Consider the following 15,601-nt stretch of genomic DNA (forward strand, 5'->3'; position numbering starts at 1 on the left):
TAATTTGCTATGTTTATTAACATAAGTTAAGGTTTTTAGGAATACTAAAATGCTAAGATTTTTTAAGCGAGAAAAAAATACTGAATCCTTAGATAAGGATATAAATTGGAATTCAAACCGCTACAGCACAGTTATTGCTCAAAGGAATATTCTACTTTTATTTGCATTAATATTATTAGCAACGATCTCTATCAGCATATTAGTCATATTTAAAATTAGCACAAGTAGCACTATTGAGCCATTTGTTATAGAAATTGACAAGAAATCAGGAATAGTGCAATTGGTTGATCCTGTCACAGTAAAACAGTATTCTGCAGATGAAGCGCTAAACGATTATTTTATTTCAGAGTATATAAAAGCAAGGGAGGTTTTTGATCCATATCATTATAATTATAACTATTATACAAAGGTGAGGTTGTTTTCCTCACCTAATGTGTATAATGAATTTAGAAATTATGTAGGATCGCAGAATATGGATGATCTTTTTAATTTATATTCAGATACCAAAAGTGAATTTAAAATTCGCTCAATTCAAAAGTTGGGTAACGATGCTCTTCAGGTGAGATTTTTTGTGGAATTTACACGGAAAGATGGAAGTTCTACGAGAAAAAATAAGATAGTTATTATGTCATATAGATATGCATCGCTTGAAATGGATGATCAGCAAAGATATATTAACCCATTAGGATTTCAAGTTATTTCATATAGAGTAGATGATGAATATGTATAGGATATTATTAGTTTTAGCTTTACTTGTCAGTGGCAATTTAAACGCATCCATTAATTATAATGAGCCTATTTCTGTAGATAGTAGAATAAAGACTTTTGTGTATAGCCCTAATGAAGTATTTACGGTGGTTTTTAGTCAGGGTTACTATTCTTATATTGAATTTGCGGAAGGAGAAAAAGTTAAAAATATCGCTGTTGGTGATGCATCAAGTTGGAAAATTAATCCTTATGACAATAAATTGCTTATCATGCCATTTGAAGTTAGTAGTCGCACTAACATGATTATTACGACAACTAAAAAAAGAAATTACATTTTTGATTTAATCTCAAGGCCAAACTACGATAAATACCCGGATACTGATGCTAAGAAAGTGGATCACGATTATTCTGCTGAAAAGGATATATCTTACGTAGTACGTTTTTATTATCCTCAAGAAGAAGGTGAATTTGATGTTGATTTAGATGAGGTTTCTTTACCTACTCAAATGCAATATACTACAGACAAGCTAGAAAAAATAATACAAGAAAATGATACGAAGTACAATTATACATATATTGATGAAGGTGGTAATGCGGATATAGTTCCGATCGAGTTATTTGATGATGGTTATTTAACCTATTTAAAATTTAGAAATAATAATAAAATACCTCAGGTTTTTGTAGAAGGGGAGGATAAACCTTGTAAAAGGCTGTTATTTGATGATTATGTTATAATAAAAGGAGTACATAAAAAGCTATTTATGCGTTATGAAGATGGTGAAGTTGAAATTATAAATAGGTCACTTTAGCTGTGGTACATGCAATATGAATAAAGAAAGGCGTAACAATTCAGAAGATGAATCAGAAATAGAGAATAAGGTAGTAACAGTTGGCTCTAATCAAGGTCATAGGGCATTGATGGTCATTATTTTAGTACTTCTGGTTGGTGGAGTGTATTATCTCTATTTTAGTCCTTCTCATAAAGAGGGTTCAGAAGTTATTAAAAAAGAGGAAACAAAGCAAAACGTTCAAGAATTGAAAGGAAAGTTGGAACAAGTTCCAGATAATGTAATGGTTCCTGAAAGAATAATAACCGATTCCTTACCACCCTTACCTCCTCTTCCTACACCACAGATCGTACCAGAAATAAAACAAATTAAAAAAGAAGAAGAGAAACCAAAAGAAACTTCTGCGTCAAATATACCTATTTTGCCAAAGCAAAATTTTCCTTCTAGTAATGTTATGGGCAATTTACCTACCTCATTTCCTACAATAGGGGGTGGCGGTTATCCTAGAGACAGACGTAGTGCACAAATGTTAACAATTTCAGGTGGTAGTGGAGAGAACAAGGCTGCTGATGCTATTTTATCCGACACTTCAGCACAATCGAGCAAAGCTACCAGGGTAGGAAAGCTTGGTTTAATGATTACTCAAGGTAAAATTATTGATGCTGTTCTTGAAACTGCAATAAACTCTGATCTGCAAGGAATGCTGCGTGCTATGGTGAGTAGAGATGTTTATGCGGAAACTGGTGATACAGTTTTAATACCTAAAGGCTCAAGATTGATAGGCAGTTATTCATTTGACTCGAATGTTGCTAAATCTCGTGTAAATATAAACTGGAATAGAGTGATTCTGCCACATGGAATAGATATTGCAATCTCATCACTTAGTACTGACGAGCTTGGTAGAGCAGGAATAGCAGGAATAGTTGATAACAAAATAGTAAGTGCGTTATTCTCTTCAGTGACACTTGCTGGTGTTTCGATTGGTTCTGCTGTTATAGGGCAAAAGGCTTCTAATCTTGTTGATACGCTAACTGTCAGAGATGCAGTAAAGTCTATCACTGCAACCAAAATAGATTTTTCTTCTCTCCAACTCATTATTGACCCAGAAAAGAAGATATCTAGTGACAAATGGAAATTAGGCCTTGGGGCTATCGGAAGAATTCGGAGTGCCAAAAGCAGACAAGATTTACTAAAAATAATGAAAGAGGAAATAGCAAAAGCACTAGGAATTGAAGAAGACGAGGTAAATATAAGCCTGGAAATTGTAAATCAACTGTTAGAACAAATTCAAAGAAAAAGCAAGTCTGTTTATGATGAAGCAATCGGGAAATCAATCGAGGATTTTTCTAAAGATATGCGGGATGTAGTGGGCAGATATACAGATAAAAAACCAACTATTTATGTTGATCAAGGCACTGCATTGAAAGTATTTGTTAACCAAGATATAGTATTTCCTCCACAGGCAATATTAAATCAATGAAATGAACTATGCTGCACTTGATACATATTTGGAGCCATTACAAGGCATATTTCAAGAAGAAGGCGTAAATGAAATATCAATAAATAAGCCAAAGGAAGTATGGATTGAAAATCGCGGTGAAATAAGGTGTGAAAAATTAGAAGTATTCGATCTTAACCATTTGAAATCTCTTGGCAGACTGATTGCTCAAGCTACAGAACAAAAACTTAGCGAAGAAGCGCCGTTACTTTCGGCAACATTACCAAATGGTTATCGTATACAGATAGTATTTCCGCCAGCATGTGAGCCTGATAAAGTAGTCATGTCGATTCGTAAGCCTTCTAGCATGCAATTAGCACTCGATGATTACGAAAAAATGGGGGCTTTTTCTGAAACTGTTACAGAAGCAACTGATAATCCAGTTGACCGTCATTTGGATTTACTGTTAAGGCAAAAAAAAATAAAAGAGTTTTTAGAATACGCTGTAATAAGTAAGAAAAATATTATAATTAGTGGTGGAACTTCCACTGGTAAGACTACTTTTACTAATGCTACTTTGCGTGCTATTCCAGATGAGGAAAGAATTATTACTGTTGAGGATGCAAGGGAAATCGTTTTGAACGATCATCCCAATAAAGTCCATCTAATTGCCTCTAAAGGAGGGCAGGGCAGAGCAAAAGTAACCACTCAAGATTTGATAGAAGCGTGCTTACGTTTAAGGCCAGACAGAATAATAGTTGGTGAGCTCCGTGGAGCGGAAGCTTTTAGTTTTCTCAGGGCGATAAATACTGGTCACCCTGGATCAATATCAACCCTTCATGCGGATAGTCCAACAATGGCCCTTGAGCAAATAAAACTGATGGTTATGCAAGCAAACCTTGGCATTCCTCCAGACCAAATTATACCATACATTAGAAATGTGATTGATATTGTTATTCAGCTAAAAAGAACCGGTGGGGGCAAAAGAAGCATTTCTGAGATATTATTTACTAGATCTGCGAGCGAAAATGCTTAAATTTATACATAAGTTAAGGAAGAGTAGTTTATGAGTAATGGAAATCACCTACGTAATATTCTCATAGGAGGTGTAGTAGCTTTTAGCGTACTTGAGTTTTGCTTCTATCTATCTGGTATATTGTTTGTTCTGTTTGCTGATGGTCCGGATGCTGTGGATTTTAAGGCAATTAATCCTAGTTTGACGCCTTTCCCTCAAGCTCTTTGGCCAACGATTTTTGATCATATACAATATTGTTGGCATCATCCAGAGTTATATAGCCTTGAGCTCAAAATCACATTAATTATATCTTCTGCACTGCCTATCATTGTTTTAATGATTATCTTATGGAATTTAAGAGAAAGGATAATTGAGTGGCGACCATTTAAAAAGAAGGAATCACTTCATGGAGATTCGCAGTGGGCATCAGAGAAAGACATACGAAAAGCAGGATTAAGAAGCAAAAAGGGATTATTGCTTGGTAAAGATAAAAGAGGATACTTCATTTCTGATGGGTTTCAGCATGCATTGTTATTTGCACCTACAGGTTCTGGTAAGGGTGTTGGCTTTGTAATTCCTAATTTATTATTTTGGACTGACTCGGTAATTGTACACGACATAAAATTAGAAAACTATGAAATAACAAGTGGTTGGCGAGAACGACAAGGACAAAAAGTATACGTATGGAATCCAGCGCAGCCAGATGGAATAAGTCACTGTTACAATCCATTACAATGGATTAGTGAAAAACCTGGGCAGATGGTTGACGATGTGCAGAAAATAGCTAACCTAATCATGCCTGAACAAGACTTTTGGCAGAATGAAGCAAGAAGCTTATTTGTTGGAGTGGTATTATACTTACTTGCTGCACCAGAGAAAGTTAAATCTTTTGGTGAAGTTGTGCGTACGATGCGTAGTGATGACGTGGTTTATAATCTTGCTGTTGCTCTTGATACAATGGGTAAAATACTACACCCTGTAGCATATATGAATATTGCAGCTTTTTTACAAAAAGCTGATAAAGAAAGGTCAGGTGTTGTATCAACCATGAACTCATCACTTGAATTGTGGGCAAACCCATTGATTGATACTGCAACTGCGTCAAGTGATTTTAATATTCTAGATTTTAAAAAGAAGAAAATTACAGTTTATGTTGGTTTAACTCCTGACAACTTGACTAGGCTCAGGCCTTTAATGCAGGTTTTTTACCAACAGGCAACTGAGTTTTTATGTAGAAAATTGCCATCGGATGACGAGCCTTATGGCGTATTGTTTTTAATGGATGAGTTTCCTACACTTGGAAAAATGGAGCAATTTCAAACAGGTATTGCATATTTTCGTGGTTATCGAGTTAGGTTATTCTTAATTGTTCAAGATACTGAGCAGCTCAAAGGAATATACGAAGAAGCAGGGATGAACTCCTTTTTGTCAAACTCGACTTACAGAATAACTTTTGCAGCCAATAATATTGAAACAGCTAATTTAATATCGCAACTTATAGGAAACAAAACTGTACAACAAGAATCGTTGAATAAGCCTAAATTTTTAGATTTAAATCCTGCTTCAAGGTCATTACATATCTCTGAAATACAGAGAGCATTGCTATTGCCTCAAGAAGTTATTATGTTGCCACGTGACGATCAGATAATTTTAATAGAGTCGACTTACCCAATTAAATCAAAGAAAATTTTGTACTACAGTGATACCACCTTCACAAGAAGGCTGCTCAAACAAACTCGTGTGCCTACACAAGAACCATATGACCCAAACAAAGTTCTTTCTGCCGCTGCGAGCAAAGATAAGGTTAATAACGAGGGGAATAATGTTCTTGAGGGACCTAATTCAGTTGATTATCCTGCTGAAACTAAAACCGAAGATGCAGTATATGATGAATCAGATGAATTTGCAGACGAAGATATTGATGATGAAGATATCGACGATAAGTTTGAAGATGATGACGAGGAAGATGAGGATAGGAGCGATGATGGGTTTGATGACGAAGAAGAGGAGGATGAATTTGAAGATGAGGATAAATTAAAAAATGACGAGAAGTAAGGTTAACTTTGCCTATTTTTAGCTCAGAAAAGTGCAAGTTATGCAAATAATTAGGTTTTTCATATTAAGCCATTTTTAATTAATTAGTATTAGATTAGCTATTTTAACTAGGGGAGTAATAATGATTAGTAAAAAAACATTAGCGGTTACAGCATTTGCTTTATTGTTGTCACAACAATCTTTTGCAAGTGAAACAGAAGGGTTTTACTTTGGTAGTGGGTATTACGGTCAATATTTAAATAACACAAGCGTACTAAAAACAAGCACTACAGGTATCAAAAATTTGTCTATAAATGACAGGGGTGCTCAGAACACAGAAGGTCAGTCACTAAGTGAGTATAAAGGAGATTATAATCCACCTTTTGCTGCAAATGTGGCATTTGGTTACACAGGAGAATTGGGTAACAACAGCTATAGGGCTGAATTGGAAGGGATGTATTCTTCTGTAAAAGTGGATAATATTGGTTTAACAAGTAGCCAAATAACTGTTTCATACCTAAAGGAGACTGGTGAGGATCCTAATAAAGAAACTTATCTCTATAGTGCTGCAGTTAGTCATGACCAAATTGAGAACATATCTGTAATGGCAAATGTTTATCATCATTGGAAAAGTGACCGTTTCTCTTTTTCTCCTTACGTTGGTATTGGGATCGGTGCAACAAGAATGACGATGTTTGAAAAACCGTCAATAAGACCCGCAGGTCAATTAAAAGCTGGCTTTGACTATCGCATAAACGAAGATGTAAATATGCATATCGGATATAGAGGTTTTGGTGCTATTGGTAGCGATATTAAGCTTACAGCAAAAAGGTTAGGACAAGTGGTAGACGACCCTAATAATGATAAAAAAAAGAAGCTTAATCCTAGCTCAGGTAGCAAAGTAACTGAGGAAATAAATATAGGTAATCAACTATTTCACACACACGGTATAGAGGCTGGTCTTACTTTCCATTTTGCCAGCAAAGCTTAAACATGTTGCCCTTTAAAAAATGCATAAAACCGTTCCTGTCGTCCTATGGCTTGACCATAGGATCTAGTTAAATATAGATCCAAGTAGTCACGCTACTTGGATGACTAGGTAGAGGGTACTGGGATGATATAGGATAATATGGGATGAAGGCAAAAAAACATTAGCTATGTTCTTTTCACAACAATGCATCTCTTCATTCCCGCTAAGTCATATACATATTCCTGAAAAGCTAATTCGTATGAGGGGATTATTTTGTCAATATTGCTTTGATCTTCACCTATCTCCAATATCGCAAACCCATTTTTTTTAAGGCACTTTCTCAATATTGGAAAAATGCTCAAGTAACAGCTCAAACCATCAATACCACCATCAAGGGCAATTCTTGGTTCCTTTTGCACTTCAGCTTGCAAGTCTTTCAATTTGCTTCTTTTAATATATGGAGGATTACTGATTATAAGATCGAATGAACCTCTGCACTCTGTCCACGAACTTGGAAATATTTTGGCTCTGCTGAGAAGATCATGTTTTTTTGTGTTCTGATAGGCAACTTTATATGCTTCCAAGCTTTTTTCAAAACCGACGCCAACAGCATATTCATACTCACTAAGTACGGATATCAATAAACAACCTGTGCCTGTACCAAAATCTGCAATTTTTAGTTTCTGTTTTTTGTTTGGGTAATATTTTAACACTGCTAGGATTATTGTTTCACTATCTGGCCTTGGATCTAAAACATGCTGGTTAACTATAAAATTTTTACTCCAGAATTCACGATTACCTATTATTTGCGATATTGGATATCTTTCCGCTCTTTTTTTTGTTAATTTCCAAAATAAAAGTTCTTTCTCCATCGGCACTTGATCAGCATGGTTCACAATTATAAATGATCTTTCCACTCCAAGTACGTGCTGCATGATGATTTCACAATCTAAATGTGGTGATTCAACTTTATGTGACGATAATAACTCCGATCCTTCTTGAATTAAAGTGCTGATTGTTTTCATTATTCTAAAAATATGTTTCTTTCAGCCAAAAATAGCAAGATGAGCTTCCAGTTTAGGGTAGCTGCACTAAATCCCAGTGTCAAGCACGCAGCTGTACGAACATTGCAATTTGCAGATCCAAGTAGCTTGACTACTTGGATCCAGCTAAGTTGGTGAGCATAAAAGTATAGCTAATGCGAGCTTTACGTCATACCGTCACGGTATCTCTAGATTCCGCTAACACGTAGCGGGACGACGAGGTCAGGGTGTCATCCTAGTACCTTCTCCTGTCATCCCAGTGCCCTGACTACTTGGATCCAGGAAAAAGAATGGTGTCATCCAAGTAGCCTCCCTCCCCTGTCATCCCAGTGCCCAGACACTGAGATCCAGAAAAGTTTGCTTGTAATACCAATTCCCATTACACGGCAAACAGATGGACAAAGATGGAAGAAAAGCTATAATGAAGTAAGTAAAATAGTTGAGGTATAAATGGCATTAAGATCAAAATTATTGGATGAAAAAGTAGTAGAATCAGCAAAAGAAATGCTGAAGAAAGTAAGGAATAATGCATATGTTTCAAAAAAACTAAATGCTGTAATTGCAGCAAAAAAGTACAGTATAACGGCTGTAGCAAAAATATATTGCATTTCAAGAAGCGCACTAACTTCGTGGGTAAAACTCTTGAAATTTGGCAGAGAAGAAAAACTGTTTGCTCCTCCACAACGCCGTAGAAAAACTAAATTAAATCAGGTTCAACTACAGCAAATTGAAGAGTGGATAGAAGAAAATCCTAATATTACCATTAAAGAAATGAGAATAAGAATCCAGGAAAAGTTCAGATTAAATATCAGCAAATCTACAGTACACCGCTATATGCAAAAGATGAAATTCTCATATATTACACCAAGACCAGTTCATAATGGACAAGATAAAAGCAAACAAGAGGAATTCAAAAAAAAATCTCAATGGAGCTATTAGCAAGTATCCAGAAAAAGAGCTATTTTTCTTTGATGAATCACGGTTTGGCACACATTCAAAGGTTGGACATGGGTGGTTTAAAAAGGGGATTAGAACACAGGTTAAAACAAAATTAGGTAGGCAAAATTTCTATCTCTATAGTGCGGTTAATCCTAGAAATGGAGAGAGTTCTAGCTTATTTGCACCAAATGTCAACACTGATTGCATGAACATATTTCTTGAGCAGATGTCGCAATATCTAGAAACACGAGAGGCTTTTTTTGTTATGGATTGTGCTAGTTGGCATAGGTCAAAAAATTTAAAGGTACCTAAAAATATCGATATTATATACCTACCTCCGTACTCACCTGAGCTAAATCCTTACTATTACCCACAAATAAAAACATAGTATTGTATTTACTCAAATAATTTAATTTTATTAACCTGAAAGCTTATTAGATTAAAATTATTAAACTAAGAGTTATAATTTTAGCAACTAAAAGCTGTAAATTGCACCATATAAACAGTTATTTCAAGCAAAAGTTATGCCATTAAGAGCTATGCAACAAACATTTATATTTGTGGGTAATAGTAAGAGCTAAATCCTTACTTTTACCCACAAATGTAAAAAGTGAGTAAGCTAAATAATTTAGGATCAAAATGATAGAAACAAGTACAAGCGTGCAATATACAGATGGCTTAGGGGATAAATGGCATAAGTGTTGAAAGTAACACAAAAAAGACATAAAGAACTATTATTGCAAGAAAATGGAGGCAATAATGGATCAAATAGAAAGAGTACTAAATTTAATAAAAGATGAGGATTTAGAAAGGCTAGGAAAATTAAGTGAAGTAGATAAATGTAATACTAAATTGTTGGGCAAGATTATATTTAAAGGTCTAATGAAGTTAATATTAATGGGGCAAAAAACAAGCCTAAGAGCGCTAGAAATGGTAATAAACAGGTGTATAATGGATAAGAATAGCGATAAAAGTACAGTAACATACAGTGGTTTGTCAAAAAGGTTAAAAGTTATAAATCCAGAATATTTTAAGGGAGTATATATTGATTTGATGAGCAAGATTAAAAAGCTATTACCCCAAAAAACATCAAATAACTTACATAAGTTTGATTCGACGATCATAAATTTATCGGGATATCTCATAAAAGATGGGCTAAAAATAGGCGGTAAAAGTAACGACAGTCAAGTTAAAGTGAGTGTAGGATTAAAGGATCAATTGCCGACAAGTATAAGATTTTGTAAAGGACAAGAAGAAAGTAGTGAAGATATAGCATTAGTGAGAGCAATTAATGAAGCTAAAGTTGAAAAAGAGGATATTTTATTATTTGATAGAGGAATCAGAAAAGTTGGAACTTTTGCCGAATTTGATGAAAAGGAGTACAAATTTATCACAAGAGTTAAAGTAGGAAGAAAACATGATGTTATAAGCAGGAACAAAGTTATAAGAGAACAAAAATCGGATGGATCAGAGATTTTAGAAGATATAATAGTTAATCTTTATCGTGCACGAGGTAAAGTGGCAGAAAAGCATGATCTACGGCTAATAAAAATCAGAAATAAAATTGGAGATGAAATATGGTTTTTGACAAACTTGTTTGAAATGCCAGCTTATGAAGTAACAGAGCTATATAGGCGCAGATGGGATATAGAAGTGTTCTTTAAATTTATAAAGCAAAATCTTGGATATAAGCACTTTTTAAGCCATACTATGAATGGCATGAAGGTGTATATTTACATGATTATTATTACGGCTTTGTTATTTCTTGTTTATAAAATCAAAAATAATCTACATGGGTTCAAAATAGCATTACTGCAATTCACATTGGATCTAAATGACTCTTTTATACGTTCGATTGTTTTACTGTCGGGAGGTAATTTACATGCCGTTGATCATCTCATATCACGTTATTTTTGATACTTTCAACACTTATGCCCAGCGCCCCTATGATGTCATCCGAGTAGCCAACACTGGTTTCCATCCAAGACGGTGTCATTCCAGTGCTTGACACTGGAATGGCTTTGTTGTATCGCTCTTCGGATAGTAGGTAACGTACAATAAATTCATGAAGCTATCTCAAACTTAGCCATGCCTATTTCAGTAAATTTGTTAAGCAAATAACACCTGAGTAGCAGTTCCTTCTCACGATTAATCTCAGATTTGCTCCTAAAACTAAACCCAAATATTCGCTTCAACCTTGAGAAAAATCCTTCAATATACGATCTTTTTCCGTAATTTACTTCTTCTTTCCATCTTTTTATACCATTCTCACCATGTAATTTCATTAACTGAATAGCGGCATTTCTATCAAGCATATAATCCAATTTTGGATGCTCTGCTGCGTTGTTTTTCGGAGGAATTTTCGTTTTTATACCATATTGATTACACAGCTTATAGAGCTTTTCTCTGTCATATGCCCTATCTGCATATAGTACTTTTATGACATACTGAAAATCGACTTCTTTTAGCAAATCACAAGCTCCATAGTGATCAGAGTAGACACCGTTACTGTATTTTACAGCTATGGCTTTTTTGCTGTTTGTATTCAACATTACATGCAATTTTCTTGTCTGTTCATAGCTGCGATACTTTCTATCTTCGCTATTTTCTTTGCTATGACCAGGAGTGTTGTTGTATATACTAATTCCTGTACTGTCTATAGTAATTTCGATATCTTCCATATTATTTTTATCAATTCTGCAATCATTGATCTTAATATTGAGTTTCTTAAACCTTCTTGATGATTGTGAATAGCTGATAACTTGCAAATTTTTCCCAATTTGCTCAAGGTATCCTGCTATAAACCCAACTGTTTGCCTCAGGCCTATTCTAAATAAACAAGTTATTATGTGCACCAAAATTACAACTTTATCGCTATAAATATTGTTGCCACCTGGTATTTTTGGACCATTCTCGTACCACTTTTCTATGGCTTCGTTGATATAATGAAAAATATTTCCTCTTTTTTCTAGAAATTTGTTATATTCGCTATGGTTACTGACCCTCATTTTTTGTGGCATATTTTTTCTTTCAAGGTTAAATGGCTATTTTATAATGAATTTTGTCAGTAGCCACCAGATTTTTTCAGTTGCTATGCAACAAAGCCATCCCAGTGTCAAGCACTGGGATGACACCTTTATGTTTGAGGCAAAACCGGCCATAGCATTTAACATACTGCCTTCGCAAAATGTTCGTACAGTTGTTCGTTACGTGCTGGAATGACAAGGTGGAGTGTCTTTAGATGTCATCCAAGTAGCTGACACTGGGATCTAAAAAATTTAATTTATATATAAAGTTTGTTTAAACTATTTTTAAAATAGATAGAATATAATTTTAGATAAATAAAATGAATTATGATGTAATCATTTCAGGTGGTGGGTTGCTTGGTCTTATTACTGCAATTGGCCTCAGTTGTGACTCTGTAGCTGTGATTGAAAAAAATAGTCTACCACGTGTAATTGATGACAATCGAGCATTTGCTGTTTCTCAAGGCTCGAAAAAAATATTGGAAAAGTTAGGGATTTGGCAGTTTGTGGAGAGTGAAGCTGAACCTATACTTGATATATGCGTATTAGATGGAGATAGCCCAATTACTGTGCATTACAATCATAAAATGGTTAGCGAAGAGCCAATGGGTTATGTTATCAACAATGCTACTATATGGAATGCAATCAACAATAATTTTCTAAATAAACTGAATATATACTCTCCACATTCCTATAAAACAATTGCTTGTGATTCAGGATATGTGGAAGTGATTCTTGATAATAACCAGGAATTAATATCATCGCTACTTATCTGCGCTGAAGGCAAAAACTCTAAATTACCAGAGTTATTTTCTATACCGACAGTGAAATTTGACTATAAACAAAGTAGCATAGTATTTTATGTAAAGCATGAACTGCATCACCAAAACTTAGCTGTGGAGCGTTTTTTCCCTGGCGGTCCATTTGCAATTCTACCGATGAAGGGTGGCTATACTTCTTCGATAGTTTGGACAGAAAAATCTGAAATTTCAAAAATGCTAATGGATCTGTCTGAAGAAGAATTTATTATAGAGCTTAAAAAAAGATTTGGTTCTTATTTAGGAGAGATAAAATTAGAGGGTGAAAGAAAACTTTATCCTTTAAGTTTTGCTTTTGCAAAAAAGTTATATAAGGGTAGAGTTTTGCTTATCGGCGATGCAGCACATTCAATTCATCCAGTTGCAGGTCAAGGGCTTAATCTTGGAATTAGAGATGTAGAAAGTGTTATAAAGCACGTAGTTGCTGCAAAAGCGGCTGGTACTGATGTTGGCAGTAGTTATTTATTAAAGAAAATTTCACGTAACAGATACTTTGATAATTTTACAATGGCGCTTGCAACTGATGGATTAAATAGGATGTTTTCCAACAGAATATTCTGCGCTAAAGCACTAAGAAATCTTGGCTTGATTGCAGTTGAAAATTCAAATTTCCTCAAAAAACGCTTCATTCGGCATGCTATGGGATTTATATAAATCACTATTTTATAGCTAATGCAAGTCAGGTTTCCCACGTCATACCGCCGCGGTATCTTGGCCGCTAACACGTAGCGGGATGACGAATGTATCTGTTCAGCCAATGGCGTCAACTTAAGAAAAAATATCAGCGATAGTGTATAAAATTTCTCTCTAAATTTTTTATCATTAAATTATCCAAAGAGTGCAATAAACAGCACTTTTGTTTCTATTTTATTTCAACAAAGAAGTTTAAAATGTGTCCTTTTTAGGTGAAACATGCGTGCGCCAAGCAAAGTGCGTAAAGTCCAGTTGGTGAAAATCCAACCCAGGCAAAGCCTAGCCAGCAGGCTGGAACAAACCACTATGCTGCGTAAGGTAACGAGCGTAGTAAAGCTAGTGGAATGGACAACACAGGGTACAACGAAAGTGAAGGTATTGAGTCCCGAAATTCTCGATGTCATAGAGGTCGACACGTTGCATATAGTGGAAGACAGCAAGAAGGGTAACAATAGGGCAAGTTATCACTCACTCTATCGGGATCTGAGGCCGTATCACGTGTTGAGATGGAGTTTACGTAAACTTGGGAGATCCTTTGTATTCCTATTAAGGTACGTTGGAACAAGTCAACAAAGGCGAGTACTGACGGAAGATATAAAGGAAGTCGGACTGATTGATAGTACTCAGAGTGTGGGAAAGCCACATACAAGGGGAAGCGGTCAGCAATATAGTGACTGGTTTAGGAATTGCTATGCCAATACAACGGAGGTTGGAATAACGTGCAAAGAAAACTAAATCAGATAGCAGTAAGAGCCAGGCAAGATAAACGATTGAAATTTAATCGTTAATTCATCTGATAAACGCAGAGAATCTTGCTGAATGTTATAAAGAGCTAAAGCATAACAAAGCATGCGGTATAGACCAGGTGACAGTAGAAGCTTATGGAGAAAATCTTGAAGAGAAGCTCAACACTCTGGTGGATAGTATGAAAAGAAAGCGATATCAACCGCAACCAGTGAAAAGAGTATATATACCAAAAGCTGGAAGCAAAGAGAAACGCGGGCTTGGAGTACCGTCTACAGAAGATAAGTTAGTCCAGATAATGCTGAAGAAGATATTAGAAAATATTTATGAAGCTAACTTTCTGGATAACTCATATGGTTTTCGTCCTGGTAGAAGCTGTCATCAAGCGGTAAATGCACTAAATAAAGCAGTTATGTACAGACCAACTAACTATGTAGTAGAAGTTGATATCAAGAAATTCTTTGATAATGTCCAGCACAAATGGCTAATGAGATGCTTGAGAGAACGGATAACAGACCCAAACATACTGTGGTTAGTAAAACGATTTCTTAAGGCAGGAGTAGTCGAAGCAGGACATTATGAAGCAACTGAACTAGGCACACCTCAGGGGGGAATAGTAAGTCCTATACTAGCTAATATATAGTTGCATTATGTGCTGGATTTGTGGTTTGAAAAGAAATTCAAGCTAAGATCTAAAGGTTATATGGAGCTAGTTAGGTATGCAGACGATCACCTGATTTGCTGCGAAAGAGAAAAAGATGCTAGAGAACTCTTAGAGTCACTGAAACAAAGGCTAGGAAAATTTGGACTGGAAATATCTGAAGACAAAACAAGAATAGTAAAGTTTGGCAAAAAGGAGTGGCAACAAGGAATAAGGGAGAAACGAAAAACGGAAAGTTTCAACTTTCTAGGATTCACCCATTATGGTACAAGGAGTCGTAAAGGTAGAGTAATGGTAGGTCATAAAACCTCGAAAGAAAATCTATCTAGAAAACTTAAAGAAATCAAAGAATGGGTGAAAAAGATCCGAAATAAAGTTCACCTTAAAGATTGGTGGTCAATACTTAAAGCAAAACTAACAGGACACTATAACTACTTCGGAGTTAGCGGAAATTACCGGTGGTTGAATAAATTCTTCTGGCGGGTAATCAAGCTAGCGTATAAATGGATAAACCGACGTAGTCAGAAGAAGAGTATGAATTCAAAGCAATTTATACACTATCTACAAGTTAATCCATTACCAAAACCAAGAATATGCTACTCATTATATACAAAATAGGAAATGCTGTGAATACTACATTGTGGAGCCGTGTGCGGGAAAGCTGCAAGCACGGTTCTGGTGGGGGAGTCATAGCGATAAAACTTAATCAGGAGGATTTAAAACT

General features: G+C 35.4%; 11 protein-coding genes and 2 pseudogenes. 10 read left to right on the forward strand and 3 right to left on the reverse strand.

All coding sequences use genetic code 11. The features are described from left to right. The first annotated feature begins 49 nt into the window (after window positions 1–49). The 6 genes from NL281_RS03390 (at window position 50) to NL281_RS03415 (ending at window position 6,974) form a co-directional block, all read left to right on the forward strand. Entirely contained in the window at window positions 50–730 is a 681-nt protein-coding gene (locus NL281_RS03390) for a VirB8 family type IV secretion system protein (RefSeq protein WP_151807683.1), read from the forward strand. Continuing rightward, on the forward strand, window positions 717–1,517 hold the full coding sequence (gene virB9 / locus NL281_RS03395) for a P-type conjugative transfer protein VirB9 (RefSeq protein WP_174525402.1): 801 nt from the start codon (window positions 717–719) through the stop codon (window positions 1,515–1,517). The genes NL281_RS03390 and virB9 overlap by 14 nt, the downstream gene beginning before the upstream one ends. A gap of 16 nt (window positions 1,518–1,533) precedes the next feature. Beyond that, window positions 1,534–2,976, forward strand: a complete 1,443-nt coding sequence (locus NL281_RS03400; protein ID WP_253303625.1) for a TrbI/VirB10 family protein — start codon at window positions 1,534–1,536, stop codon at window positions 2,974–2,976. 1 nt (window position 2,977) lies between these two features. Then, window positions 2,978–3,970, forward strand: coding sequence for a P-type DNA transfer ATPase VirB11 (gene virB11, locus NL281_RS03405; protein WP_010962302.1), 993 nt, complete (start codon window positions 2,978–2,980; stop codon window positions 3,968–3,970). 30 nt (window positions 3,971–4,000) lie between these two features. After that, the gene (locus NL281_RS03410; RefSeq protein WP_077188467.1) at window positions 4,001–6,004 is read left to right on the forward strand and encodes a type IV secretory system conjugative DNA transfer family protein; all 2,004 of its coding nucleotides are present in this window, start codon (window positions 4,001–4,003) and stop codon (window positions 6,002–6,004) included. 121 nt (window positions 6,005–6,125) lie between these two features. After that, entirely contained in the window at window positions 6,126–6,974 is an 849-nt protein-coding gene (locus tag NL281_RS03415) for a P44/Msp2 family outer membrane protein (protein ID WP_253303626.1), read from the forward strand. Between the two features lie 164 nt (window positions 6,975–7,138). Here NL281_RS03415 and prmC read toward each other — a convergent pair whose 3' ends face one another. Beyond that, window positions 7,139–7,978: a peptide chain release factor N(5)-glutamine methyltransferase gene (gene prmC / locus NL281_RS03420; RefSeq protein WP_010962305.1), complete on the reverse strand. Its 840-nt coding sequence runs from the start codon at window positions 7,976–7,978 to the stop codon at window positions 7,139–7,141. A 468-nt stretch (window positions 7,979–8,446) separates the two neighbouring features. Between prmC and NL281_RS03425 the strand changes: the two are divergent. Both NL281_RS03425 and NL281_RS03430 read left to right on the forward strand, forming a co-directional pair. Continuing rightward, window positions 8,447–9,296: pseudogene (locus NL281_RS03425) on the forward strand (IS630 family transposase); the annotation flags it as partial. 386 nt (window positions 9,297–9,682) lie between these two features. After that, window positions 9,683–10,852, forward strand: coding sequence for an IS4 family transposase (locus NL281_RS03430; protein ID WP_253303197.1), 1,170 nt, complete (start codon window positions 9,683–9,685; stop codon window positions 10,850–10,852). Window positions 10,853–10,998: 146 nt separating this feature from the next. Here the strand turns inward: NL281_RS03430 and NL281_RS03435 are convergent, their stop codons facing one another. Together NL281_RS03435 and NL281_RS08455 are read right to left on the reverse strand one after the other, a co-directional pair. Next, window positions 10,999–11,955 (reverse strand): IS5 family transposase, encoded by a 957-nt coding sequence (locus NL281_RS03435; protein WP_253303324.1) that lies wholly within the window; start codon window positions 11,953–11,955, stop codon window positions 10,999–11,001. A 24-nt stretch (window positions 11,956–11,979) separates the two neighbouring features. Next, window positions 11,980–12,108: a hypothetical protein gene (locus NL281_RS08455; RefSeq protein ID WP_256437790.1), complete on the reverse strand. Its 129-nt coding sequence runs from the start codon at window positions 12,106–12,108 to the stop codon at window positions 11,980–11,982. 173 nt (window positions 12,109–12,281) lie between these two features. Between NL281_RS08455 and ubiH the strand changes: the two genes are divergently transcribed. After that, the gene (gene ubiH / locus NL281_RS03440; RefSeq protein ID WP_253303627.1) at window positions 12,282–13,433 is read left to right on the forward strand and encodes a 2-octaprenyl-6-methoxyphenyl hydroxylase; all 1,152 of its coding nucleotides are present in this window, start codon (window positions 12,282–12,284) and stop codon (window positions 13,431–13,433) included. A 964-nt stretch (window positions 13,434–14,397) separates the two neighbouring features. Further along, window positions 14,398–15,495: pseudogene (gene ltrA / locus NL281_RS09180) on the forward strand (group II intron reverse transcriptase/maturase). Window positions 15,496–15,601 lie beyond the last annotated feature (106 nt).

It is taken from the genome of Wolbachia endosymbiont of Phyllotreta cruciferae (assembly GCF_918697765.1).
Lineage (GTDB): Bacteria > Pseudomonadota > Alphaproteobacteria > Rickettsiales > Anaplasmataceae > Wolbachia > Wolbachia pipientis.